The following is a 25,043-nucleotide window of genomic DNA, read 5'->3' on the forward strand; positions in this document are numbered from 1 at the left end:
TCCTCTGCTTTAAATAACTGTTCTCTTAGTACGCGAGCTGTCTAAACGTTTGGTGTTTACAGTCGGTGAGATCAGTTTGAAACTTTTAATACTTGATTAATGGCCTTGTTGTTCTCAATCTGATTTTCAACAACATAGTCGACACGTTGATTAAGTTTCTTTTGATCAATGTCGCGTTGTTGTAACCAGCTGGTCATTAAAGTATTCAAATCTTGACGTCGTTCCTGACGGTTATGAACCATCAAGGTTGTTAACATTTGTTGGTTGTCATTGACTTGCTGCAACTTTTGCTCTTCAAAACGAGTGTCAATGTAACTGACTTGTTGTGCCGCAAGATCATTAAACTTCGATTCAACCAGTTCAGCGACTTGCTGTTGTGATCCTTTTCCGCCAAAGCTAACACTGAAGCCTGCGTCAGTTGATATAAACTCCACTCGAAATAGCACTAACATCAACGCTAAAGCCGACGTCGCAAAGGACATGCCATTTAACCAGTTCCATTTTACTGGACGCTTCGATGCAACCGCATAGCGAGTTCGATGCCAATTGGGCGGTGACTGTTCTTGCCATTGCTGCTGCATAGCCTGCGTTTGCAGTGCACTCAAATATAGACTTTGGCAATGTTCACATTGATCGATGCAGCGCTCAAAAGCGCGCGAAGCTGCAGGATCAAGAGTGCTGTCCAGATAAGCAAATAAATACTGATCAATCAGTTGATGATCACACGACATTTTGCACCTCCAGTTGCCCTTTAAGTTTTTTAAGGGCGGCGTATAAACGAGTTTTTACCGTACTTTGAGAAATGCCAATTTGGCTGGCAATTTCTTCGAACGTAAAATGCTGAAAAAACTTTAATTCGACGACTAATCGTTGTTCTTGAGGTAGCTCATTCAGCGAAGCGACGATCTGTGCATTACCTTGCATGGTTTGCACATGATGTTGTGGCGACTGCTCTGTCACACTGTGATTTGGATGTATTTCTTCTGCACCAAGCGTAGGAACTCGATGGCGACTGCGTAACCAGTCGGTAGACTTGTTGGCTGCAATACGAAATAACCAAGTAATGAACTGGCTTTGGCCACGAAAGCTAGGTAAGTTGCGATAGACCGCAAGAAAGACTTCTTGCATTAAGTCCATCGCATCACTTGATGTGCCGCAAAGCCGCAAGCAATAGTTGTAGACTCTGGTTTCATGGCGACGCACCAGTTTGACCCAAGCTCGCTCGGAGCCGCTGAGGGCTTTGTCAATTAAATGCTGGTCGCTGTCATTAAAGAGCATAAATTCATCGGTCAGTTTACGTTTGGTATCTCATTAGTCGTCAAGCCGATCGAAAAAGTTTGGTTTATTTTCATTTAATTGAAAATATCGAGTCAAACATCGAAAATTTCTAGTCAGCCAGTGAAATGGACAGGTTTTGTCCTACCTCTAATTGCAGCTCAGATTGGGCAGAGCCCTGATATACAGCAAGCTCCAATACATTATCAGAATTGAACAGGGCCAATCGACCATGGGCCTCTGCCGCACAGTAAAATTCACAAAGTGGAAAGTGCAAGTGCCCACAAAATGCTTTCAGTGGTTGTCCTTGAGGCAAATCGGCCTTTGTAATATTGGTTAGTGCATTACCAAATCGGTCAAAACCCACGATTTGTCCGATGAGTTGTTGTCCAATAAGCTCTGGGACAGGGTAGCTTAATTGATGGTATTGGCTCAATGGATCGAGCATATCTTCGAGCGGTGCATTCTGGTCACACAGCTTGGCGGCGGCTGGTGCAAATAAAGCGAGTCCATCAAAGCTTGAGTGCTTTCGCCACCATGGCGTCTGGGGCTTTATGGCATAAGCGGTAATATCGGAGTAAGTTTCTGCCGCCAGCGAGAGAACGCCATTATCTGGGCCGATGAGCCAATGGCCTTGGCTGGTTTGCAATGCCAAGGCTTGTCGCTCTGAACCAACACCCGGATCGACCACCACTAAGTGCACACATGGATTGGGGAATTGACGAGCGTAGCGCTTCAGCGCTAAAGCGGCTTGCCAGACGTCTTGCGGCGTAATATCGTGACTGACTTCATGAACCATTGCCGAAGGCGCATGAGTCAATAAGTAACCACGCATCGCTGCGGTATAACCATCTTGGCTACCAAAGTCGGTTAGCAGGGTGATGTGATGAGCCATAGTCTCCTCATTGTAGTGCTTTTTAATCCTGAACTATCAATGGTATAGTGAATCAATATGTTCCTATAGTAGGGTGAACCCATGAAAACTGCCAGCCAATGGTTCAGCGAGTATGGTGAAAGTCATCAAAATCGTACCAATAAGTTAATACATTGGATCTGCGTTCCGGCTATTTTTTGGAGCGTTTGTATGATGTTGTGGTCGCTACCAGTACCGCAGTTTATGCAGGTGTCACCGTGGGTGAATTGGACAACGGTGTTACTTGCCGTATTCATGTTGTTTTATTTTGTGATTTCATGGTCGATTGGCATAGGCATGTTGGCCGTTGCAGCATTAACCACTTGGCTTTGTCAGCTTACCGCAAGCGCGACCCCTTGGGCAGCGTGGCAAGTGGGATTAGCCGTTTTCGTGGTGGCATGGATTGGGCAATTTATCGGTCATCATATTGAGGGAAAAAAGCCGTCCTTTTTTAAAGATATGTTTTATCTACTTGTGGGGCCCGCGTGGCTTCTGGGTTTTGTTTATCGAAAGTTAGGTATTAAATTTGCGTAAGAGTTTTTCGTTATTTCGTCAACATCAACATCAGTTTCAAAAGTAGTATTAGCGCAGCGCGCTAGTGTTTAAAAACCAATAAAAAGAAGACGCTATGGTTGCAGATGGTTCAGCTCCACTTATCACCAGTGATGGTGTTGTTATTGGTATCTTGGCTCTAAGTCTTGGCTTCGTTTTTTATACCTCAAATAGTTCAAATCGCTATTGCCAAGGTTTTTATAAGTATGTACCAGCATTGTTGCTTTGCTATTTAATTCCATCACTGTTCAATTCGTTTGGCATTATCTCCGGCGATAGCTCAAACATTTATTATGTAGTCTCGCGATTTTTATTACCCGCAAGTCTGGTGCTTCTAACGCTCAGCATCGACCTCGATAAAATTCGCAAACTTGGTCCTAAAGCGGTAATTATGTTTTTAACCGGAACATTGGGCATTGTGATTGGAGGACCCTTGGCGATATTAATCGTATCGGTCGTAAGTCCTGAAACGGTGGGTGGTGCTCATCCAAATGAAATTTGGCGTGGGCTAACAACCATTGCGGGCAGTTGGATTGGCGGTGGCGCTAATCAAGTTGCCATGTATGAAATATGGAAAGTCCCGAGTGATATGTATTCATCGATGCTCGCGGTCGATATTATTGTCGCCAATATCTGGATGGCGGTTTTACTAGTGATGGCGGGCAATGCCAAAGAGCTGGATAAAAAGCGCGGTGCCGATGCCTCTGCCATCGATGACGTTCGTCGACAGGTTGAGCATTTTCATCGAGAGCACGCACGCATTCCTGTGTTAAACGACTTTATGTTAATGCTTGCCCTTGCGTTAGGTGCGACTGGCTTAGCGCATTTTGGCGCTGACTTAATTGCCCCGTGGGTCGGCCAAAACTTTCCTAGTTTAGCCAGGTTCAGTTTGACCAGTCAGTTCTTTTGGATAATTGTTATTGCGACAACGGTAGGACTGATAGCTTCATTTACCCCGGCTCGTCATCTCGAGGCGGCGGGCGCATCCAAAGTCGGCTCCATTTTTATTTATATTTTGGTGGCGTCGATTGGTATGAAAATGGACCTCACAGCGGTGGCTAAATTCTGGGACATCTTTATTGTTGGTATTATTTGGATTTCGATTCATGCTGGGTTGTTATTGTTGGTTGCAAAACTGATCAAAGCACCAACCTTTTTTATCGCGGTAGGGAGCCAAGCGAATGTTGGCGGAGCCGCTTCAGCGCCGGTCGTCGCATCCGCTTTTCACCCGGCACTTGCGCCGGTTGGTGTATTATTGGCCGTTTTTGGTTATGCATTAGGTACTTATGCAGCTTGGATATGTGGTGTTTTAATGCAAATGGCTGCGCCAGTGACCTAAAATAGGTTAGAATCCTTTTAAAATTTAGAATAGTCACGTATCAGTTGAGATGGGTGGTTCACTGATTTAAGTCCCTGACAGAGGAAGTAAACGGATGTTAAAGCTGCAGTTCAGAGATAAGTCTCGGCCAGATATGTGGCTGGTGGATTCTCTGATTTCTATTGGTAGCGACCCTTCTAATACCATTGTCATTGCATCCGACAAGGTAGCGCCGCAGCACGCGGAGCTCAGAATTAACGATAACGTTATTGAGTTTGCTCACCTTGCGCCCACTAAAAGCTCCTTTGTTAATGGCTCGCTGATCGCCAGTACGATTCAAGTGAAAGCTTGGGATGTCATTCTTATTGGTGAAACGGAGTTGGAGCTGGTCGACCCGTTGTTAGGTCGTTCACCACGAGCACCAGTACCCGCGAAGAAAACACAAGTTCGAGAGTCGTTGAGTGATTGGCTGATTCAAGCACAAACCGCGCCGTTCTCAGGACAACTATTTCCAGTTAACCATCCTTTGACCATCGGTCGAGACACGCAATGTGATATTGCCATTCCAATGCCGCATATTTCGAGGAAACACGCCGAAGTATTTTTAGAGCAGGGTGTGTTAAAAGTGCGAGACTTAGGGTCCGCTAATGGCACTTTTATCAATGGTGAAAAACTAGCTCAAGCTGAGTTAGTTAATGGTGATGAAGTAAGAGTGGATGAGTTCTGCTTTAAAGTTATTTTTGCAGGTGAAGCCAGCGAGAAGCAGCAGGCTGCATTTCATACATCCATTAGAGACACCAAAGAGAAAGTCAAAGAAGCGAAACGACACACTCCGAAATATCCGACGCCACCAGAAATTAATGCTCAAACGTTAGATATTCCCATAGAGAAAGCTTTCTTTCATGGTAAATCGAAAAGTATTCGTGGCAAAGTGTACGAAGTTGAGTCAAGTGGCTCTCCGATTGGTCGAATGCTAGGGCATCACTTATCTCGCGATGATAGCAGCGTGTCAGCTCGGCATGTTGAAATTTACAAGAATGGACGTTTTTGGAACATTAAAAATAATGGAGCCGCTAACGGACTTTTGGTGAATGGCCGAATGACCACTCGAGCTACTTTGGTTGAGGGTGATGAAGTGCGCATTGGTGGAATGGATTTAATTTTCCAATGTGAGGGTAAGACTCCTAAGTCTTATCATTTTAAGTCGCCAGAGAAGGAGTTTGACTTAGGCAAAGTGGCTGTTGGCGTTGCGGTCGTCGGCGTCGGTATTATTTTGGTATTGGCGTTTTTTAGTGCCTCATAGCAACGCGTTTATTTGTAAGTCGTCGTTTAGTGGTCACAGGTTAGAAGCCCACCAAAGCAATAGCTCCTTTAGTATTTTATGAATTTCTTGTTTAACGTCGGGCAAAAACCAGTAGATTTGACTGTAAGTAAACACAGCAGCGAAGACGATGGTCCAATAAACTCGATTCAGCACTCCCCAGAACCCTAATGCCGCTGGTTTTTGATAGTTGGAGAACAGCGCGCGACGAGGACGGATACGACGAGCGTTACCCGGTGAGTTGCGAAGTTGTTTCAATTGCGCCAAGGCTTCACTGCTACTGGCTGGCCGATAGTCAGGATCGAGGGCCAGTAGTTTCAATAGGAGCTGCTGCAAATCTTTTGGCAGTTTTGAGTACTCTTCAGTCCAGGTGATTTGCCCATTTTTCCAAGCAATGGGAGCCCCTGTTAACATGTGATAAAACACCGCGCCTATGGCAAATAAATCCAGAGTATTGGCGGCTGGCTCAGGCTTTTGGGGAAGGTACCAATTGCTGGGTTGCTCGTCTTGAAGGTAATGCTCTCGATATCCAAAGTCACTTAACTTAACGTCATTTTGTTGCGAAAATAAAATATTAGACGGTCGAATATTCCCATGAATAATTCGGTTTTTATGGGCAAACTCTAAGGCTTCTAAGAGCTTTTCTGCGATGGGGTAAAAGTCTTCGAGAGAAAATGGTTGAATCAGTCGATCTGCAAGCGACCCTCCATCTAAATATTCCATGACCACAATAAAAGCTCTTTGATTGCTAGCCGTGCCAAGTATATTGATAATGTTTGAATGCTTCAGTGAGGCGAGAAGTTTCGCTTCTTTTAGTCCGCTGGTGTCATTGATTCGCTTTTTGATGACCATGAGTTCGGAACTGTTTTTTCGCTCATACAAATAAACCGAGCCAAACTCATTTTCATTGAAAACTTCTAACAGAGTGAAGTTTTTATTCAGCGCTGCGACATCTTTTTCAGCGGCTTGTTTTTGAGAAGCTGCTAAGTGCGCTCCTTTAATAATATGCAGACACTGCTTTTCGATAACCGCTGCAGCGGTTGGGCGTTGCTCAGGCTTATCGGCTAGGCATTGTGCAATGATCGGCTTTATGGGTTTTGGAATGTCGGCTTTTTCAAGTGTGGTTAGTGTTAATGGTTGGGTGAAATCTTCGCTAAACACTTCGAGCATCAAGGCACCGAGTGCGTAAATATCGCTTAATATACTCGCGTTATAGGCGCTTGTTTTAACTTCGGGAGCCATGTAGCGATCGGTACCTAAGACTTTATCCGAGCCGGTGGCGTTAAATCGTTCATCGGCAAATAATGCAGCGATTCCAAAGTCTAGAATACGAGCATTGTTTTCTTCGTCGATAATAATATTCGCTGGCTTGATGTCACGGTGAACGATCCCGTTGCGATGAGCAAAAGAGAGTCCCCGGCAAATTTGAATGATGTAGTTGAGTTTTTGTGTGGCGGATACTGACTGTTCTTGCACTACGTCGTGTAAGGTGGTGCCTGCCACATATTCCATAACAAAGTAAGGTTTGCCCGATTGAGTGACACCCTTGTCGATAACATGAATGATCTTAGGATGATTTAAGCGAGCAACGATTAACGATTCATTTTCGAAAAGCTTTTTCGCAGTCGGGTGGTTTAATAGTTGTTCAGAGAGAAACTTGATCGCGACCTGACGATTTAAAGATAATTGCTCGGCCAAGTAAACCTCGGACATGCCTCCTTCACCAATTTGTCGATCCAGTCGATAGCCAGCAATTTCCATAAGCGATGGTTATTTTGTTTATTATGCTTATAGTCTAGACAATATTTTCAAAGTTCCCCAAATTTGAAATTCGTTGAGTAGGGTATTCAAGCGAGACCATCGAGCAATAAAGAGCATCGCTTTTCTCCCTATAGCATCGTGAAAAGCTCCAGACTTATTGCTTCGGTAAGAAGTTTTCCGCAAGCATGCAGCGCAAACTTCCACCGCCCACTTGCTCAATCGTTGGGATCGAACAGATGACGGGCTCTCCAAACTGTTCGAGTTGGCGGCGTTGCGACAACGTAAACCCTTTGTATGCAGATTCCGACATAAGGATTAATGGATCGCCTTTAATATTAATCACTTCAATGATGTTGGCGCAAAAGTGAGACTCGCATTGTTCAAAACTAATATCGATTAGCTTTTTATTACTGGCAAGCAATTCATTAAGCACCAGCTGCTTCGAGTCGGAGGTGATGCTCTGCTGGCATACAACGGCAAATTGCTTTCCTACGCTCATCATCACATTAGTATGGTAAATCGGCTGATCATGCTGACTGAGCGCCTCGAAAGCTATCGGTGAATAATCCAGAAAGTCGCTAACGGCCAATAAAGATTTGTGTTCACAGCGCTCCGATAAAGCGGCGTACACCAGCTTATTGAGATGGTCAAACACCATAGCGCCGGTCCCTTCTAAGGTGCCATTGCAAATGCGGTCCATTGGAGTGATGGATTGGAATTGAAATCCACTGGTATGAAGCAGTCGTGTTAGCTTATCAGGGCAAACCTCTTGTTGGCGATTTGGGGTTTTCATGGAATATAAAACCAGTTGGCCATCAGGATGTGTTGTGAACCAATTGTTTGGGAACACCGCGTCAGGAAGCTCAGTCTCTGCAGCGTGTTCAAGGATTGAAATGGTTAATCCTTTACTCTCTAATTCAGTGACGGCAGCATCAAACTCGGCGAGAGCAAGTTGGGTGACTGCTTGCGCATTGGCTTTGGGTTTGTGTTGAAACTCATTGTCGGCACCGGTCTGAGTATTGAAGCCAAACGATGTTGGACGGCACATGATGAGTGAACTGGTAACGTGTGGGTGACTCATATACATATCCTAATGAGAAACGAGGCTGAATCTGAAGGTCGCTTTATAGCATATTTGGTAAAGCTCTAGAAATGGTTGCTCGGAAGGCAGTGAAAGTATTTTTTGGAAGCGAGCATACTCGGTTTGTAACTGAGTGCTGTTAGAGGAAAAACTCGAGGCAAAAAAAAGGCTTACCGAGAGGTAAGCCTAATATTAGCAAAAAGTCGAGCCAGATAGGACCAAAAGGGGTAGGAGGTGCTCTGACTGCGCTAATCAATCACTGTTGGGACAGATAAAATTTAGAGCTACTCACTCTTGGTTAGAGCTTACGCTCTCACCGGAAACTTTACTGCGATGATTAATCGGCCAATTTTACCAAATTGTCGAACATCAATTGCGCTTGTTCGGCCAGTATTGATTGAGTTGCTTCTGGCTTAGCAACCGTACCCAAGTAGCCTATTTTAGACGCTTGGATATTAGCTTTTACTTCGTATTGAAGTTCAACCAAAGCTTCTGCCTTTAATCGGGCGAACTGCTTTTCTAGGTTGGTTTCAAACTCAGCAGCGGGTAAACCCTGTGCTTGTGTGTTTAAGCTCACACCTGAGACAAAAATCGTTAAAAGCGTAAAAAAACTTGCAGACTGTTTCATGGCTTTAAACCTCACTCCGTCGAATGTTCGGATCATTGCGCTAACAAATACCTAAAAACCTTTACCCTTATTTTCTTGGTTGCCTCGCATCAATGAGGTCCAAGGGTCGGCGATCTTCGGTCTTTTTCCGTTAGACCTAGCGAAGAACTATCTTGCCGTTCGGGAACGGTGAAAATAATACGGATTATGCTGCAATGCTTCAAACGATCATTTATAATGTTTCGCATTAGAAAAACTAATGGAAAAAACATGGCCCGTCGATTACCTCCTTTAAACAGTTTACGAGCTTTTGAGGCCGCTGCTCGGCATCTTTCTTTTACCCGTGCTGCCGATGAATTATTCGTGACCCAAGCGGCCGTTTCTCATCAGATAAAAGGGCTCGAAGATTTTCTTGGAGTACAGTTATTTATAAGGAAGAACCGTAAGTTAATGCTTACTGACCACGGGCAAAATTACTGGCCTAAAATACGCGATATCTTTGAAAAATTAGCCGTTGCGACAGAGCAACTTAAAGCCCAAGGTGCGGCCGGGGCATTAAACATCAGTGTGGTCCCAACCTTTGCCATCGTCTGGTTGGTTCCTAGATTATCTCGCTTTAATTATCTTTATCCTGATATCGAGGTGAGATTGAAAGCAACCGATCGCGAAGTCGATTTCTTTCAGGACGATATCGATGTCGCCATTTACTACGAGAAAGGCGATTACCCAGGTATGAGATTTGACACCTTGTTAAACGAGTTTTTAACGCCTATGTGTTCTCCAGCTTTGCTTGATGGTGAGCGACCCTTAAGTGATCCCCAAGATCTCAAGCACCATATGCTGTTGCATGATGCTTCAACAGAAGAGTGGCGAGAATGGCTTCGTCTGGCAGGAGTAAAGGGGGTTGATTTGCGTAAAGGACCGGTTTTTTCTCATTCTAGTATGGTTATGCAGGCCGCTATTCATGGGCAAGGGGTCGCACTTGGGCATAACGTGCTGGCTCAGCCAGAAATCGAAGCGGGACGATTAGTGTGTCCCTTCGACATTGTGCTACCCAGCGATTTTAAATACGATTTGGTGTGCCCGGAAGAGTGGGCCGAGCGGCCAAAAATTAAAGCGTTTCGCGATTGGATCATCGAAACGGTCGCTCAAGAACAGGCCTTGGAGTCACTATTCTAACGGTAATTCTCGCACTTTTAAGGCGTAATTAGCGTACTTTCAAATAGTGAATGCTGAATAGCTGCTCGGTATCCGTCCATACTTTTTCGGGATAGAAGCCCGCAAGCTTGGCTAACTGATGAAATTCTTTAACAGCGTACTTATACGAGCTCTCAGTATGAATGGTTTCGCCTTTTTGCATTCTGTAGCAGTGCTCGCCAATGCGAAAAGATTGTGAGCATTGACTAACAAGGTGCATTTCTATGCGACCGAGAGGCTCATTATAAATGGCCGTGTGACTAAAGTTTGTTGCGTCGAGATCGGAATCTATTCGAGAATTAATGTGATGCAAAAGGTTTAAATTGAACGCCGCAGTCACTCCTTTCTTATCATTATAAGCAGCTTCCAAGCGCTGTTTATCTTTTTTCAAATCGACACCGATAAGCAATCCGCCTTGTCGACCGACCAGTTGTGCTATTTGTTGCAATAATTTGACCGCGGCCTGAGGTTCAAAGTTACCTATACTTGAGCCGGGGAAAAATGCGTTGTAGCGGCCAGGGCCAAAATCAGGAACTTCCCAAGGTTGAGAGTAGTCGACACGATTGGCATGAACTTCGAGCCAAGGATAATCTTTTGCAAGCTGATTTGAGGATGCGATCAAATGTTCTTTGGAAATGTCCATCGGTACATAGCGACTCGGTTTGAGAGCTTCAAGCAGTATACGAATCTTTAAACTACTGCCGCTTCCAAGCTCAAATAAAATACTTTGCTCGCCCATCAATTGAGAAAAATCATTCGCGTGTTCGGTGAGTAAAGCGATTTCTGTTCGAGTCGGGTAATACTCTTCGAGTTGGCATATTTGATCGAATAACTCGGAGCCCTTTTGATCGTAGAAGTGTTTTGGCGAAAGACGTTTGGGCGTCTGGCTGAGTCCAGAATGAATTTCCTGGGCAAAGTTATCGACAATCTTATGCTGCTCGTAATAGTAAATTCGTTCTTTCTTAACCGCTTGATTCATTTGCTTTCCTTTAATGCTGCTTTGCTAATCGAATGCCGGTCATTTGCCAACAACTTTCAGGATAAAAAAAGTTTCGGTAGGTAGTGCGAGATTGAGCAACTGGAGTAAAGCAGCTACCGCCTCGAAGTACGATCTGGTTGCACATAAATTTGCCGTTATATTCACCAATGGCCCCTTGTGCAGGTTGAAACCCGGGATAAGGAGCGTAACTTGATTGCGTCCACTGCCAAACTTGTTGAAACAGCGAGTTCTGGCGGCAGCTATTGGGGTGATAAATCGGCTGTTTATGGTTGTTTTGTTCCGTATTGAGATCGGCCTCTCGAGCATGCTGCCCAGTCATACTTTTGGCATAGGCTTCCCACTCAAATTCCGTAGGTAATCGGCAACCAGACCAACGAGCAAACGCATCGGCTTCATAGAAATTTACATGGCATACTGGTGCGCTTAAGTTAAGTTTTTGCTTTCCGTACAAGGTGAACTCATAGTAGTCAGCGTTTTCTTTTATCCAGTAAAGAGGGTGTTTTTGATGGTGGGTGTTGACCCAATCCCAGCCATCAGAAAGCCAAAGATCGGCATTTTGATACCCTCCGTCTTCGATAAATGCTTGGTAGTGAGCATTGCTGACTAATTCATTGGCTATTTCTGCTGCAGGAATGCAAGAAAGGTGATTCGGTGTCTCATTATCGAAACAAAAAGAGTCGTCGTTGTGACCAATGGCGACAAGACCTTCTTTTAATCTAAGCCATGTATAGTCGTCGAAATTAGTCAGTGTCGCGGGTGAAATGTCAGCATGGATTAACTCATTGGCTTTATGTTGGTACTCTGGCAACAACGGATTTTGAAAAAAGTTATATTTTAAATCCGTTAACATCAATTCTTGATGTTGTTTCTCGTGTTGAATGCCTAATTGAATTCGCTGCTTTATTTGTTCTTGTTGATGTTTGGTAAAGTGGCTTGCTAATTGCTCTAATAGTGCTTGAATGGCTTGGTCGATGTACAAACGGTATTCCAGCACTTTTTGAACAGTTGGTCGAGAAAGTAAACCTCTATTTGGCCGTTTAAACGGCTGACCTACGCCATTATAGTAAGAGTTGAAAAGGTGGTGATAAAGCGGATGGAACTCTTGGTAATGGTGTGCAAAGGGCTTGAGTACAAAGGTTTCATAAAACCAACTGGTGTGTGCTAAATGCCATTTGACCGGGCTGGTTTCAGCCATCGCTTGTAAACCATAGTCTTCGATTTCTAAAGGCTTACACAATGCAAGGCTAAATTCTCGTGACTCAGTAAAAAGAGAGGCGAGAAGGTTATCGAATTTAGCGTTAGATAGATCATTCATAACGATTGGTTTAGTAGCATAAACGTTGGAGAAAAAAATACAAGTGTTCAATCAAGAGTCTGTGAATAGGTTATTGTTACAAAATTGCGAGAAAGATTTATCATACCCTTGAGTTTTTCGTTAAAATGACAGCCTATTAAATAAATATGAAATGAGTATGACAATGATGAATAAGGTATTAGTCGCAATAGTATTCTCGAACGCGTTTATTTATGTGAATACCCTTGCTGCGGCAGAAAAATTACCCGTGCAGTTTGAGCTGGGCGTAGCAAGTGATTATGTTTATCGAGGTATTAGCCAGACTGGAGAAGACCCAGCCGTTCAAGCGAAATTTCAGTTTAAACCGACGAAAAATTGGTACGTTGAATTATTCGCTTCAGAAGTAGAAACGCCATTTAACGGAAATTTGGAGTTAGAGTTTGCAACAGGGTATCAAGATAAATTGAATGAAGATTTTAGCTATACTGCCGAGTTAACCTATTCCGTGTTTACTGATGAGGCCGGAGGCGATAGTGATTATTTGGAGGCTAATCTAGTATTAGATTACAAACGCTTCATTGAGCTGACATTAAGCCACACGGCTGACTATTATGGAACGAGCGAGGCGGCGACGTATGTTGAAGGACGATTCAATTTGCCGTTACACGATGTCATCAAAACCGCTGTCTATGTTGGCCGCTACTCGATCGATGGCAATGTACTCGATAATTATTCATTAGTTGGTTTCGACGCTTGGACGAATATCGGAGATATTAATTTTAAGCTATCCTTCAGTGATACCGATATTGAACGAATGGACACGGCGGACAGTCGAATATTTGTTACCGCCAGTTATCAGTTTTAAAATGGTTTAATGGTTGTTGAAAAGCACGGCCATATTGGGTGACCGTGCTTTTTCGGGATAAAGGAGCAAGCCTGTGTTAACTGTCATAGCAAAGCTATTGAAAATATTAAACTCAGAAGACTCACCTAGTGCTGTTGGGTGGGCCATTGCTTTAGCATTTGTATTTGCGATGTTGCCTTTGTTTAGCGTTGCTAAATGGGCTGTGGTCGTTTTAGTGGCGATGTTAAGAGTTAATTTATCGGCGTTTATTTTATTCAGTGCATTATTTGCATTATTAGCATGGCTTTTCGATCCCTGGTTAAATCAATTTGGATTATGGCTTTTAACGTTACCGTCGTTAAAAGAGTTCTGGCAAGCGCTTTATGGATCTCCTATAGGTGAAGCATTGGCGCTTAATAATACGTTAGCACTGTCAACGTTATTATTGTCAATTGTTGCTTTGGTGCCAGTGTATTGGGGAGGCGTCGGCATGATTCGATTGTATCGCTCGAAATTAAAAGCCCGATTTGATCAGTGGCGGATTGTTAGTATTTTAAAGTCCACCAAGGTTTACAAAATTTACCAGTCTTTAAGCGCCTAGTGAACCAACAATAACAGGAACAAATCATGAAAATATTTCGTCTTTCTGGGATTTTTATATTGTTATTTGTGTGCGGATTAACTTGGGCGTTGATTGCCTTTCTAGCCGGCAGCTGGATTGAAGAAAGTGTGGAGCAACAAGGAAGTCAAATTAATGGTGCCACCGTTTCGGTGTCCAGCTCGCGTTTGGGGTGGATGTTAAACTCTCTGAACATAGAGTCTCTTCAAATAGCCAATCCGAGTGATTTAAATAAAAATCGTATAGAAATTGGTCAGTTAAAATTTGGCGTGAATTTAGCTTCTTTGTTTAAACAGCAACTGCATGTCGATGAGTTAGTGATAACGGACGTGCGGTTGAACCAACCACGAAAGTCACCTGCCCAGTTGGTTGATTCGGGTGCATGGAGTCCTAACAATTGGCAATGGCCAAAAGCCGTGATGGAAGAAGCTAAGTCGGTGGATACCGACGCGCTACTGAAGCAAGTTAATATTCGCTCTCCTGAAATGTATCAACAGTTTTCCTCTGATCTCACTGCAACCAAAGCGCGCTGGCAACAACAACAGTCGGAGCTACCGGACAGTAGTACGCTTGAACAATGGAAGGCTGAATACAATCAACTTCAAGAGGCGTTAAAAAAAGCAAAAGGACTTGAGAAAATTGCCAAGGCAAAAGAGCTTAAAGATTTAGTTAAGAAAATCGATCAGGCAAAAAATCGTATTGATGATTTTCGAAAAGCCATTGTTAGCGATACTCAATCTTCGAAACAAAAATGGCGGCAATTACAAGCTCAGGTGACGAAAGATACCGAGTTAGCTATGTCGATCGTTAGTCTATCACCTGAGGGAATTCAGCATCTGGCCGCAAGCTTTCTTGGCGAAGATATTGCGCATTGGGTCAAATTGGCGATGGACAATAGCGCATTAGTATCGCGATTGGGTGCCGCCAAAGAGAATGAAAAGGAAACGCCTGAACCACGTACCGGAATCGATGTGAACTTGACTGGAGAAGAGCCTTTGCCAGACGTATGGATTCAAAAAGCATTGCTCGGGGGCGATTTTCGTTTAGGTGATGTATCGGGACGACTGACTGGTGAAGCGGTTAACCTGTCGAGCCAGCTGGTTGCAGGAAAACCTTTGACGTCGTCGATTGATTTAACAGTGCCTCAAACGAGTAAAGATGGCATTGAGAAGAGGGCGTTGGCGGCGACAGGAAATCTTAAGTTTATGCTGAAAAAACAGCAAAATGGTGCTGCACTGCAAGGTGATGTCGCGCTAAACAACTGGCCCATCGATAATTGGACGATTGGTTCTGGCGGGCTCAATTTGACCGATGTGAAAGCTCAAGTACGGGCAAGCTTGGAGCATATTGGAGCCCAGAGCAAACTAAAGTTTGATATACAACTTACTGATTTTATTGTGAATTCTCCAAAAGACCTTAGCGGTGTTAGCAAGACTTTCGCTGAAATATTGCAGGAGAATAAAAAAATAATCCTGACCGTTTTGGTCGTACAGCATGAAAAAGAGATGAAAACGAATATTTCTAGTAATCTCGATAAGCTATTTTTTGCTAAAATTAAGGACCAGTATCAATCTAAAGCGGATAATACAAAAGCTGAGCTTCGCGATAAAATTGATGCTCAACTGAAAGATACCCGAAGTAAGATTGAACAGCAGTTGTCCGGTTTATCTGATTTAGAGAAGCAAGTCAGCGATAAACTTCAAGAACTGGACGGACTGAAATAGAAACCGGCTATCAGCTGTGTCGTGTTTTAGAGTGTATGGGCTTGCTAGCTGAACACCTTAAGCATTAATTCTGCAGCTACCTAAGTTCTGGAGTTTAGTGAATGAACCTGAAGTTAATTTGGGGGCTGCTGGTTGCGGCTCCTATGTTTATTGCGTCATCGATTAATGCTAACGAGTTATGCCTTGATGGCGTCTGTGTTGGCGACGACGTTGAGCGAATCAACGTCACTTGGAAGCCTATTGAAGTCACCTACCTGGATCAAAAATTCGTAGAAACGGAGTTAGCGGATCGTAAGGTGGAAGATGTTTACTACGACTACAATGAACAGCTAGTTGCTGATCGCAATGTACTTCGCGAAATCTTAACTTATGTGATTCGAAATCAACGCTTTGACTCTAAAGTGCTTGGAGCGCTGAGTCGAGTGAAAGCCATCTGTTCCTCATTAACCTTGACTGGTGAAGTTGAAAATGAGTCTGATGACCGCCTGTATGTAACTTTTCGAGCGGTCGCGGACAATGGTAAGCGAGGAATGTTACGGGTGGTACGGATTGAAAAACAATACAATATCATGGCGCCACATCTACGACCCGGAGATGCCGCGGCTTATCGTTCGGTCAAAAAACAGATAAAAGAACAATTCCCGAATGTTCTAAATGTACGGGATATTGACGGGCGTGTGAGCAGTTCGGCAGCGCAAAATGCAAATGTTCTGTTAGGATTCCGGTTTATTTCAGATGTATCGAATCCACTCGTTCTGAAAATATTAGACCCTTCGAATATAACGATGATCGAAGAAGATGAAGAGGCAAGCTCACTTTGCCAAAGCCGTTAAGTGAGCTAACTTAAATCGTTAGAATATAAATTGCAGCGGCGGATTCTCGGTATCAAACCAATGGATACTACCTCGCTGCTTCATTTTCGCCTCGGTTACTGAGTGTTCTGCATCCAGTAGTAGCATTTCTGGCGCTTCATGGCGTTTCATATCGTAAATCACTGCGCCGGTTGTCGCTTTTAGGTTTAATTTTTCTCCATTTTCAAGCGTAAGACTGGCAGAGTTTATTTCTTCATGCAGGCGTTGTAGAAATATTTCAGTATTCTCAGTATTGGGCAGTGTCGCAGCAACACAAAATTCATCGTCATTTAATCGGCAGATCAAATCGAATTGACGCAAGGCTCGAGTAAGGGTGGCAGAAGTAATGATTAATGCTTTATCTCCGGTTTCTAATCCGTAATTTTGATTAATCTGTTTGAACTGATCAATATCGATAACAGCAACTAATAAACAAAACTCACTTCGTCGACAACGTTGCATTTCTTCTGAAAGACGACGAATAAATGAGGGTCGCAATAAGGTTCCTGTAAGATGATCGTAAGTGGCGCCTTTGAAATATTCCCAATAACGCTCGGTCATGGTAATGGCTGAAATGACTGCGAGTAATGTCAGTGCTAAAATCAATGCCGTATTTTCACGGTAGTCGATCAGTCCGAGCCAAAAGTAACGGCTAAAATCAAATAAGAGAAGAATAAAGTAACCGGATAAAGCGACCGACAAAAATAATTGGGTCGGAGTCATAGAGTCTCGCTTTGATAGATAGGCTAATGCAAGCAGAGCCAAAGGCGTGAAAAACGCGGTGACTTTAGACCAATAGTAAAAGGTTTGAAGATCGGCGACGACCGGCCAAATTAACGCAGATATTCCAAAAATTAAAAAGAAAAACATCAACGCTCTATTTAATTGCCGAGCTTTTACCTCTAGCGCTTTGAATAAAAAGAAGTTCAAAGCCAGCTGTGAAAATATAAAGGAAACGGTTTTCCATCTTAATAAGCTATTGGTATTAATCTCCATATTGAGCATAACGTGATGGTTTAATACTAAATACATTGACGCCATGAATGAAAAGCAAGCTAAACCGAGGGCATCGTAGCTCCCAGGAATGCGTAGGTAGTAATACGCCATAAATACGAATACGATCATTAAAATGGCAGCAAACGAGCTAAAGAAAATGTCTTTCGATAAAGATTTCTCCATAATATCTTTACTGGAATAAAAGTTAGATGAGAGATACTTTAAATAATGATGCCCTGTTGGGTTATAAATGTTTAACCGTAAAATATTAGGGCTGTTATAACTTAGTTGATCAGGCGGTAGAAAATAAAAGCGAGAGTAGTAGGAAGCGTTTTCATACTGCGGTGGAAAGTTTCCTGTTTTCGCGATTCGTTTACCATTTAAATAGAGCTCATCGGCCCCGTCGATTTCTTCAATAATCAGCCCAGGATATTGCTCACTGATGGCATTATCGATAATAAACTTAAGTTGTAACGAGATTGTCGTTTGTTGTTGAGTATTGTCTGCTTGCTCTGCATTTAGAGGCTCGCAGTTGTTCTGGTAAAAGACCGTGGGACGAAAAGCCGTTTTGCACAGCTTCCAATATTGAGCGGTTTCACTTGGCAGTTTCTCAATTAAAATGGCATCGCCTTCAAGAGGAATTGGCGCGGCAACAGTTTTCAGACTACTCAATACGACCAGTAGAATCGATAATAACTTGAACAGTCTCATCTTTGGAATGAGTGCCCATGGATGGTTCATCAAATCGCTCATAAATAGCTGCATTCACTTACTCTAGATTAGCGGTCGAGGTCCTTTCGATATTATTTGTGCGAGACAAGCCTCTAAACTCAGCTCGGGAGGCAATCGCTAGACCTACTAGTACTCCTATCATAGCGCAGAACTGTAACAATGTTATGGGTTCGTTGTCGAGAAATCCCCATAAGGTTGCTACGAGCGGAATTAAGTAAGTGACTAGCGAGGCATAAATTGGGCTGGTTAGTTGTATTAAACGGTTAAATAGTAAAAGAGCAAAAGCAGTACCCAATATACCCAGTAAGGCGATGGCGCCTAATGAATGCCAGAACTCCCAAGGGTAGTCATTGAGAGACATGGTTTGATTTACATTAGGAACGTTGAGGCTGAATAATAAAATCAGACTTGGCATTAAAATTATATTAAGAGAAAACGCAGTGATGGTGAGCGGTGGTACGTCTTGACAGTAGTGCTTGATTAAGTTGCTAGCGATGGCGTAGCAAAAGGTTGCCATTACGATGAGTGAGCTGAATAACAGATGGGTCGAAGGATCAACCGCCGGTGCGTTATCGGAAAGTAAAATGACGGTCGCAGCCAAACTCAGAAAAATTCCGAATACTTGACGTTTCGACAACCGAGTATGAAAAATTACCACGGCTAACAGTAGAGTAAATAGTGGCTGCAACGCATTGAGCATTGCGGCCAAAGCACTATGGACCACTGTTTGGGCAAAGGCAAAAAGGATGGCGGGTATCAGGTTTCCGAAACAACCAATTAAGCTCAAAGCAATCCATGGCATTTTATCTTTTATCAGCGGGCGATCGCGGAGTTTGAGCAAAACAACCGGTAGTAAAACAACGGCCGCACAAATGATTCGAATAGAGGCGAGTTGAACAGGCGTAAAGTAGTCTAATCCTTGCTTAATTAACCAGAAAGAGCTGCCCCAAATAAAAGCCAGAGACCAGAGCAAAATTATCGCTGTTTTATTGAATGGCATGAAAATAAGGCATCTGTGGTGGTCGCTAATTGAAATTATTGTAAAGAAGGGTAAGCTAATTGCAACGATTTTGCACGGGTTAACCGGTTGCCATGGTGGGTTATTGAATAGGATTCTCTATCCATGGTATCGAGCCAAAACGAATATTTTTAATGGGAGAAAGTAAATGAAGCATGTTGTTATTACCGGATCTAATCGTGGCATTGGGCTGGCATTTTGTCGCCATTATTTGGCACAAGGCTTCCGAGTCAGTGCTGCGTGTCGACATCCTGACTCTGCGTCTGACTTAAAGGCACTGAGTGGGGAGCTTTCGGTGTTTTCATTAGACCTAGCGAGCGAATCTTCTATAGAGAACTTTGCCAGTCAGCTGGTCGATCAATCGGTAGATTTAATTGTCAATAATGCTGGCGTTTACGGTGGTACACCACAAGGTCTCGACGACTTATCGTCAAAGGAATGGTTAAACACGCTGAATATTAATGCCGTTGCGCCGATTTTTCTGACACGTTCGATTCTTAATCATATCGATTCTTCGCAATCGCCAAAAGTCGCGTTCCTTACAAGCAAAATGGGAAGCATTGCCGACAATACCTCGGGTCGCTCTTATATTTATCGATCTTCAAAAGCCGCGTTAAATGCCGCTGCAAAATCACTTGCTATCGATTTGTCGAGTCATAATATTCCGGTCGTTTTATTGCACCCAGGTTGGGTAAGAACCGATATGGGAGGTCCGAATGGTTTAATTGATACGCAAGAAAGCGTTGCTGGAATGGCCCAAGTTATTGACCATTTAGATATGCGTTCGACGGGGGCATTTTTCGACTATTCAGGAAAGGAAATCCCTTGGTAGTTTGATGGATTTCAACATTGCAGCGACAAGAACCTGTGCAACAAGCGTTGCTGCCTTCATTATGGTTGCATGTCGCTAGGGGAGGCCTAGCAAGAGGTCATGAAGTGGCTATTATTGACACTCAGGAGCAGCGAGTTTTTCTCGGCTCCTGAGTATTCAAAGGCAATGATAGTACCTGAATCGATCGATGAGGTTTCTAGTCGCCTTGTTCAGCGGTACTGTAGATATCTGTGTAAGCTGAATAGACACCGGCGAAGAAAATCGGACCACCGCAGAAAAAAGAGAACAATCCCAGAAAGATACCTCCGCCGACTTTTAATCCGTCCGGAATCGCATCGAAGCTCATGCTTCCGCTTGAAACTGCCCAAACGAAGAGCATAATGATTGCGATGAGGCCTACGGTGAATACCAAAGCCGTAATGCTGTAAATCATATAGGGCCAAAAGTTACGCAAACAACCTTTAAAGCTTAATGCAATCGCGGTCGTTCCCTCTTGATTATTAAGCGCTATGAGCGCTGGCGAGAACCATATTGCCATCATGATCGGAAGCCATAATGCCATGAAAATTAATACCATCAATAAGCCCAGTAGCATCATCGTGCTATTCGAGCTGCCTTCTATCATTGAGAATGCAGAAAACCCGAGCACTAGCATAATAATAAAAGTGATGATCATCGCACCGATAGTCATGGCCAGATACAAGGCTCCATTGATGAAGAGTTGCCCGGTTTGATGTTGAAACCCGTAAAAAATATCGGTCGCGCGCATCTCTTGTCGAGTTTGATTTTGCGCTGCTCGCATAAAGCCAGCAATGATCACTGGATAGAGCAAAGTGGGAACAAATGAGCCTAGAATAGGTATAATGGCGATAATGACCATACCTAAAAAGAGTAGAAAGTTGAAGGCTCCTAGTGCTGTCCAGCGAAAAGGGTTGCGAAAAAATCGATTAAATCCGTCAAAAAACCAGTAGGCACCACGCATAACTGGGACTTTGTTGACTAAAATTTCAGAGTTTGCTTGAAAAGTATTTTCACTTAACTCTGACTCAGGGGCTTGATACGGCGACAGATCTGACATTATTGACTCCTTTATAGCAGCACAGAAGTCTAGAAAACATCTTTTTTGAGTGCAACAACTATTTGGTCGACTAAACTATAAGTAGATGGGTGTAGGTGTTAAGAATGGGACATTGGATAGTGTTTAGTATGAAGGTGGCATTTGAATATATTGGTTCTTGAACAGTCTCGGGTTCAACAGATTATCTTAAACGCGATGTTTAAAGAGAATAATCTTCATCCTGAGTTTGTGGAGTCTTATGCTGCGGCTATCGAAGCAATCGACAAAAATGATTATGACTTCATTTTTAGTGGTTACTCATTGCCTGATGGGAACGGTGTCGACATCGGACGGCACCTACGAGAAATGGGTGTCAGTCGACCAGGTATCGTTTTATTAACCACAGAAGATAAAGAAAGTATCGTTAAAGAAGCATTAGCCGCAGGAATAACTCGAATTCTTTTTCGTTCAAGTACCCATGAACTGCAAACTTTTATTAAAGAGTTGGCAGATTCTGATATGAATTTTGAAGAGCTATCTGGGAAAGTGTTGTTGATCGATGATGATCGCACCATGACAGAGCTAATGATGGCGGTTATGAAAAATATAGGGTTTGAATGTGATGTACGGCGGTCTGGAGAGCAAGCTCTGACGCTCTTCGCCGAACAAGAGTTTGATCTCATCGTCGCAGACTACTTTTTAGAAGGCGAGATGAATGGCTTAGATGTGGTGAATCTTGTTCGTCAAATGGGTGGTAAGAAATCTCGAGTTCCAATTATTGTCATATCTGGTCAAGCGGATAGAGACAAGCGTTTAGAGATTTTAAAAAGTGGAGCAAATGATTACATCGATAAGCCTATAATACCTGAAGAATTACAAGTTCGCGCTTACAATATGCTCGTTCAGAAGAAGCTTTTTGATCGAGTAGAAGGTCAACGCCTCGATTTACAAAAGATGGCTATGACCGATTCACTAACCGGACTGTACAATCGACACTTCCTTTCCGACATTGCACCGAAAAGAATGGCTGAGGCGCGTCGACATGAGACTGATCTTACTTTAATGGTTATCGATATCGATCATTTCAAAGCGGTCAACGACACCCATGGTCATGACAAAGGAGACGAAGTACTGCGCTCTTTTGCCTCTTTGTTGAAGCAATCTTGTCGGCAAGAAGATATTGCTATTCGACTCGGAGGCGAGGAGTTTCTTCTAATTTTGCCGCACTGTTCGAAACCCGGAGCAACGGAAAAGGCTGAGAAATTGAGAAAAGATGCTATGCGTTTGTGTCCCGGTGGCGTTGCGGTGACCATTAGTATTGGTGTTGCTTGTGTCGAACATGAGCTACTCAGTGCTGCGAAGCAAGAAAATCGGTTTGAAATTGAGTTCGGAGACATCTTTTCTGCTGCTGACCAAGCCGTTTATAAAGCAAAAAACGCGGGGCGGAATCGGGTAGAGTTTTTACCCCTAGACAATAAGTAAGACGTTTTAAACTGAGTAATTCATCACCTTTCTCATCATCAACCTTTGCCTCCCTTTCCTTTATTGCTTTTTTATTCTTTTAGCTAATTGTCCTACGGTGATAGTCAATGCTACCCTTGCGGTGGATTTTAAAAGTTTACGTAAGAGATAAAACCATCAAAAGAGATACAAAAATGAATGTAAAGCTTACTTTTACTTTGACCCTATTATTGAGTTGGGTACTGAGTTCATCTGCTGAACCTTTGACATTAAAGCAAGTTATGGCGGATCCTGATTGGATTGGCCGATCGCCTCAGTCCCCGTATTGGAGCGATGACAGTCAAGCGATTTATTATCGGCAGAAGCAGCAGGGTGTTGACTACACACAGTTGATGAAGCTGAATATTGCTGACAATTCTAGCCAACGACTGTCGGACTCAGAGCTCGCCGTTGCCGATGTCGATGGCGGTAAGTTGAGCCCTAATGGCAAGAGAAAAGTTTATCTAAGCCAAGGGGATATCTATGTTAAAGATCTCGAAAATGGTGAAATTTATGCGGTGACTCAAACCAAAGAACGGGAGTCTCAGGTTGTTTTTGCAAGTGATCAGGTCATTCAATTTCGAAAAGGCAATGGTTTCTATCGTTTAAACTTATCTAATGGACAACTACAACAGCTAGTGGAAGTTGCCTTAAGTGACGATAAAGAATCTTGGAAAGAGCCTAAAGATTTTTTAGGAGCGCAGCAACGGAGATTATTTAGCTACATCAAAGAACAACAAGACTTGAAGCAATATCGTGAACAACGAAGAAAGGCGATTGCGGAAGCGAGTCCGTTCGAGCAGTTTCAAATGGTTTATCTTGGCAAGAATAAGAGTATTCGCCATATGACCCTTTCTTCTCAAGGTCGTTATTTATTTATTGCGACTCAGAATCAAGTGAAAGACAAGAACGATAATATGCCGGTGTTTGTAACGGAAGATGGCTATGTTGAAAATCAAGAAGTTCGCCCGTTAGTTGGTAAAGAGTCTGAGTTAAATGAGCAATACTGGGTTTATGATCGTAAGCGCGAGCAACTTAATCCATTATCATTAAACGATCTTGATGACATTGATGAAGACCCTCTAGAAAGTTTTAAAAAAGCAACGGCAAAGAGAGAGGGTAAAAAGTTTAAGAAAAGTGACGAGAATCGCGCCGTTTATATTCATGGCTGGTATGGGAATGGGTATGAGTGGAATGCCGATGGCTCTCGCCTAGCTTTGAAGTTGTACTCCTATGATAATAAAGACCGTTGGTTGGTTGAAGTTGATTTTGATAAAAACAAGCTGAAGCAATTACATCAATTGACTGACAATGCGTGGGTGAATGACTGGACATTTAATCAAATGGGGTGGCTAAATACCTCCGATGGCTTCTACTACCTTTCCGAAGAAGATGGCTTTTCTCATCTGTATTTACGATCTGAAAAAGGGCGCGTCAAGCAGCTGACTCAAGGAGACTATGAAGTTAGCGATTTAACTTTGAGTAACAATGATCAATATATTTATTATCGAGCCAACAAGAAACACCCTGGCATCTATGAAATATATCGAATTAACTTGGCCAATGGTAAATCGCAAGCGCTTACTGATCTCAATGGCGTCGCTGACTATGAGTTGTCGCCCGATGAAAAGCAACTAGCCATATTATATTCATCGACGACACGTCCCGCAGAGTTGTATCATCTGGCCATAGAAAACAATACGCTCAAGCAGCTGACTGACACTGTCAGCGCGGAGTTTAAGGGCATTGAATGGAGTAAGCCTGAAATAGTGGCAGTACCATCAAGTCATGTAAAACAACCCATTTATTCAAGACTGTATCTACCAAAGAACTTTAATCCTGCTAGAGCAGAAAAATATCCTGCGGTCATGTTTGTTCACGGAGCTGGATATTTACAAAACTCTCACCATGGATGGAGTGGATACTTTCGAGAGTTTATGTTTCACAGTTTGCTAAACCAGCAAGGTTACATAGTCTTGGATATGGATTACCGTGCTTCGAAAGGGTATGGCCGAGATTGGCGGACCGCAATTTATCGACAAATGGGAACGCCAGAGTTAGAAGACTTATTGGATGGTAAACAGTGGCTTGTCGATAATTATTCAGTCGATCAAAATAAAGTTGGCGTTTACGGCGGTTCTTATGGTGGGTTTATGACGTTTATGGCCCTATTCAATGCCCCTGGTGAATTCGCCGCGGGTGCATCTTTACGGCCGGTTACTGATTGGTCTAGTTATAATCATGGTTATACATCGAATATTTTGAACACACCAGAAGTCGATCCTGAGGCTTACAATCGAAGCTCGCCGATTGAGTTTGCGCAAGGACTACAAGATCCATTATTGATCGCTCACGGAATGGTTGATGATAATGTTTTCTTTAAAGATTCCGTACGGTTGGTTCAAAGGTTGATTGAACTAGAGAAAACTCAATACTTTGAAACCGCTATTTATCCAATTGAACCGCATGGTTTTCGAGAACCCAGCAGTTGGTTAGATGAGTATACGCGCATTTATCATTTGTTCGAAAAACACGTAAAATAGATAATTGT

22 protein-coding genes are annotated in these 25,043 nt (G+C 43.2%); 11 read left to right on the forward strand and 11 right to left on the reverse strand.

Annotated elements, in window-relative coordinates:
* Positions 1-71 precede the first annotated feature (71 nt).
* The 3 genes from Q9312_RS16945 to Q9312_RS16955 form a co-directional block, all read right to left on the reverse strand.
* Positions 72-731: a zf-HC2 domain-containing protein gene (locus tag Q9312_RS16945; RefSeq protein ID WP_309202041.1), complete on the reverse strand. Its 660-nt coding sequence runs from the start codon at positions 729-731 to the stop codon at positions 72-74.
* Positions 721-1,278: an RNA polymerase sigma factor gene (locus tag Q9312_RS16950; protein ID WP_309202042.1), complete on the reverse strand. Its 558-nt coding sequence runs from the start codon at positions 1,276-1,278 to the stop codon at positions 721-723. Before Q9312_RS16950 ends, Q9312_RS16945 begins: the two co-directional genes overlap by 11 nt.
* Before the next feature lie 109 nt (positions 1,279-1,387).
* A complete protein-coding gene (locus Q9312_RS16955) occupies positions 1,388-2,170 on the reverse strand; it encodes an SAM hydrolase/SAM-dependent halogenase family protein (protein ID WP_309202043.1) in 783 nt (260 codons plus the stop codon).
* 81 nt (positions 2,171-2,251) lie between these two features.
* Between Q9312_RS16955 and Q9312_RS16960 the strand changes: the two genes are divergently transcribed.
* From Q9312_RS16960 to Q9312_RS16970, 3 genes are all read left to right on the forward strand, one after another.
* A complete protein-coding gene (locus tag Q9312_RS16960; RefSeq protein WP_309202044.1) occupies positions 2,252-2,722 on the forward strand; it encodes an Mpo1 family 2-hydroxy fatty acid dioxygenase in 471 nt (156 codons plus the stop codon).
* 94 nt (positions 2,723-2,816) lie between these two features.
* Positions 2,817-4,079 (forward strand): DUF819 family protein, encoded by a 1,263-nt coding sequence (locus tag Q9312_RS16965; RefSeq protein WP_309202045.1) that lies wholly within the window; start codon positions 2,817-2,819, stop codon positions 4,077-4,079.
* Positions 4,080-4,173: 94 nt separating this feature from the next.
* On the forward strand, positions 4,174-5,361 hold the full coding sequence (locus Q9312_RS16970; RefSeq protein WP_309202046.1) for an FHA domain-containing protein: 1,188 nt from the start codon (positions 4,174-4,176) through the stop codon (positions 5,359-5,361).
* A gap of 33 nt (positions 5,362-5,394) precedes the next feature.
* On the opposite strand, the gene Q9312_RS16975 is transcribed toward Q9312_RS16970, so the two are convergent.
* The 3 genes from Q9312_RS16975 to Q9312_RS16985 form a co-directional block, all read right to left on the reverse strand.
* Positions 5,395-7,140 carry a protein kinase domain-containing protein gene (locus Q9312_RS16975; protein WP_309202047.1) on the reverse strand — a complete coding sequence of 582 codons (1,746 nt, stop codon included), beginning with the start codon at positions 7,138-7,140 and terminating at the stop codon, positions 5,395-5,397.
* Between the two features lie 154 nt (positions 7,141-7,294).
* A complete protein-coding gene (locus tag Q9312_RS16980) occupies positions 7,295-8,221 on the reverse strand; it encodes an arginine deiminase-related protein (RefSeq protein ID WP_309202048.1) in 927 nt (308 codons plus the stop codon).
* Between the two features lie 337 nt (positions 8,222-8,558).
* Entirely contained in the window at positions 8,559-8,849 is a 291-nt protein-coding gene (locus Q9312_RS16985) for a hypothetical protein (protein WP_309202049.1), read from the reverse strand.
* A gap of 249 nt (positions 8,850-9,098) precedes the next feature.
* Here Q9312_RS16985 and Q9312_RS16990 point away from each other — a divergent pair, with 249 nt between their 5' ends.
* Entirely contained in the window at positions 9,099-10,007 is a 909-nt protein-coding gene (locus Q9312_RS16990; protein ID WP_309202050.1) for a transcriptional regulator GcvA, read from the forward strand.
* 28 nt (positions 10,008-10,035) lie between these two features.
* On the opposite strand, the gene egtD is transcribed toward Q9312_RS16990, so the two are convergent.
* Both egtD and egtB read right to left on the reverse strand, forming a co-directional pair.
* Positions 10,036-11,004: an L-histidine N(alpha)-methyltransferase gene (gene egtD / locus Q9312_RS16995; protein ID WP_309202051.1), complete on the reverse strand. Its 969-nt coding sequence runs from the start codon at positions 11,002-11,004 to the stop codon at positions 10,036-10,038.
* Between the two features lie 10 nt (positions 11,005-11,014).
* Positions 11,015-12,340, reverse strand: coding sequence for an ergothioneine biosynthesis protein EgtB (gene egtB / locus Q9312_RS17000; protein WP_309202052.1), 1,326 nt, complete (start codon positions 12,338-12,340; stop codon positions 11,015-11,017).
* A 163-nt stretch (positions 12,341-12,503) separates the two neighbouring features.
* On the opposite strand from egtB, the gene Q9312_RS17005 reads away from it, so the two are divergent.
* The 4 genes from Q9312_RS17005 to Q9312_RS17020 all read left to right on the forward strand — a co-directional run bounded on the left by Q9312_RS17005 (position 12,504) and on the right by Q9312_RS17020 (position 16,339).
* Entirely contained in the window at positions 12,504-13,184 is a 681-nt protein-coding gene (locus tag Q9312_RS17005) for a TorF family putative porin (protein ID WP_309202053.1), read from the forward strand.
* 73 nt (positions 13,185-13,257) lie between these two features.
* Positions 13,258-13,764, forward strand: coding sequence for a TIGR03546 family protein (locus tag Q9312_RS17010; RefSeq protein WP_309202054.1), 507 nt, complete (start codon positions 13,258-13,260; stop codon positions 13,762-13,764).
* Positions 13,765-13,790: 26 nt separating this feature from the next.
* The gene (locus Q9312_RS17015) at positions 13,791-15,506 is read left to right on the forward strand and encodes a TIGR03545 family protein (RefSeq protein WP_309202055.1); all 1,716 of its coding nucleotides are present in this window, start codon (positions 13,791-13,793) and stop codon (positions 15,504-15,506) included.
* Positions 15,507-15,607: 101 nt separating this feature from the next.
* Entirely contained in the window at positions 15,608-16,339 is a 732-nt protein-coding gene (locus Q9312_RS17020; protein WP_309202056.1) for a hypothetical protein, read from the forward strand.
* Between the two features lie 18 nt (positions 16,340-16,357).
* Here the strand turns inward: Q9312_RS17020 and Q9312_RS17025 are convergent, their stop codons facing one another.
* Positions 16,358-18,106 carry a GGDEF domain-containing protein gene (locus tag Q9312_RS17025; protein WP_309202057.1) on the reverse strand — a complete coding sequence of 583 codons (1,749 nt, stop codon included), beginning with the start codon at positions 18,104-18,106 and terminating at the stop codon, positions 16,358-16,360.
* Between the two features lie 16 nt (positions 18,107-18,122).
* Complete coding sequence (locus Q9312_RS17030) at positions 18,123-19,085, reverse strand: DMT family transporter (protein ID WP_309202058.1); 963 nt, start codon at positions 19,083-19,085, stop codon at positions 18,123-18,125.
* A 166-nt stretch (positions 19,086-19,251) separates the two neighbouring features.
* Here Q9312_RS17030 and Q9312_RS17035 point away from each other — a divergent pair, with 166 nt between their 5' ends.
* Positions 19,252-19,935, forward strand: a complete 684-nt coding sequence (locus tag Q9312_RS17035) for an SDR family oxidoreductase (RefSeq protein ID WP_309202059.1) — start codon at positions 19,252-19,254, stop codon at positions 19,933-19,935.
* Between the two features lie 196 nt (positions 19,936-20,131).
* Here Q9312_RS17035 and Q9312_RS17040 read toward each other — a convergent pair whose 3' ends face one another.
* Complete coding sequence (locus tag Q9312_RS17040) at positions 20,132-21,013, reverse strand: BPSS1780 family membrane protein (RefSeq protein ID WP_309202060.1); 882 nt, start codon at positions 21,011-21,013, stop codon at positions 20,132-20,134.
* A 141-nt stretch (positions 21,014-21,154) separates the two neighbouring features.
* On the opposite strand from Q9312_RS17040, the gene Q9312_RS17045 reads away from it, so the two are divergent.
* Both Q9312_RS17045 and Q9312_RS17050 read left to right on the forward strand, forming a co-directional pair.
* Positions 21,155-22,474 (forward strand): diguanylate cyclase, encoded by a 1,320-nt coding sequence (locus Q9312_RS17045; protein ID WP_309202061.1) that lies wholly within the window; start codon positions 21,155-21,157, stop codon positions 22,472-22,474.
* A gap of 173 nt (positions 22,475-22,647) precedes the next feature.
* Positions 22,648-25,035, forward strand: coding sequence for a prolyl oligopeptidase family serine peptidase (locus Q9312_RS17050; RefSeq protein WP_309202062.1), 2,388 nt, complete (start codon positions 22,648-22,650; stop codon positions 25,033-25,035).
* Positions 25,036-25,043 lie beyond the last annotated feature (8 nt).

Source organism: Pleionea litopenaei, from assembly GCF_031198435.1.
In the GTDB taxonomy this organism is placed as follows: Bacteria; Pseudomonadota; Gammaproteobacteria; order Enterobacterales; family Kangiellaceae; genus Pleionea; species Pleionea litopenaei.